Source organism: Duganella sp. HH101 (assembly GCF_001758795.1).
GTDB lineage: Bacteria > Pseudomonadota > Gammaproteobacteria > Burkholderiales > Burkholderiaceae_D > Rugamonas > Rugamonas rivuli.
In genome coordinates, this window is record NZ_LRON01000074.1 from 1 (window position 1) to 527 (window position 527).

At 69.3% G+C, this 527-nt stretch carries 1 protein-coding gene; it reads left to right on the top strand.

All coding sequences use genetic code 11. The features are described from left to right. The coding region (locus tag DUGA2_RS32345; protein ID WP_141753466.1) for an AMP-binding protein at positions 1-527 on the top strand (527 nt) is incomplete at both ends.

Here is a 527-nt window from a genome sequence, read left to right on the forward strand (position 1 = left end):
GGCGCATTTCACCCGGCTGGTGGAGGCCATCGTGGCCAACCCTGAGCGCCGCATCCAGGATCTGGACATGCTGGACGACGCCGAACGCCGCCAGTTGCTGGTGGAGTGGAACGACACGGCGCGCGACTACGGGGCGGCGTCGATGATGCCGGCGCTGTTCGAGGAACGCGCTGCGGCCTCGCCGGATCGCGTGGCACTGGAGTATGACAATGTATCGCTGACGTATGGCGAGCTGAATGCGCGGGCCAACCGCCTGGCGCACCATCTGCGCACGCTGGGCGTGGGCCCGGACGTGCTGGTGGGGCTGTGCGTGGAGCGCTCGCTGGAGATGATGGTGGGCCTGCTGGCCATCCTGAAGGCCGGCGGTGCGTACGTGCCGCTGGACCCGGCCTATCCGGCCGACCGCCTGGCCTACATGTTGGAAGACGCTGCGCCGGTGGTGCTGCTGACCCAGCAACGCCTGTTGGCATCCGTGCCGACCGGCGGCTTGCCGGTGTTCTGCCTGGACGCCGACGCGGCCTCGCTGG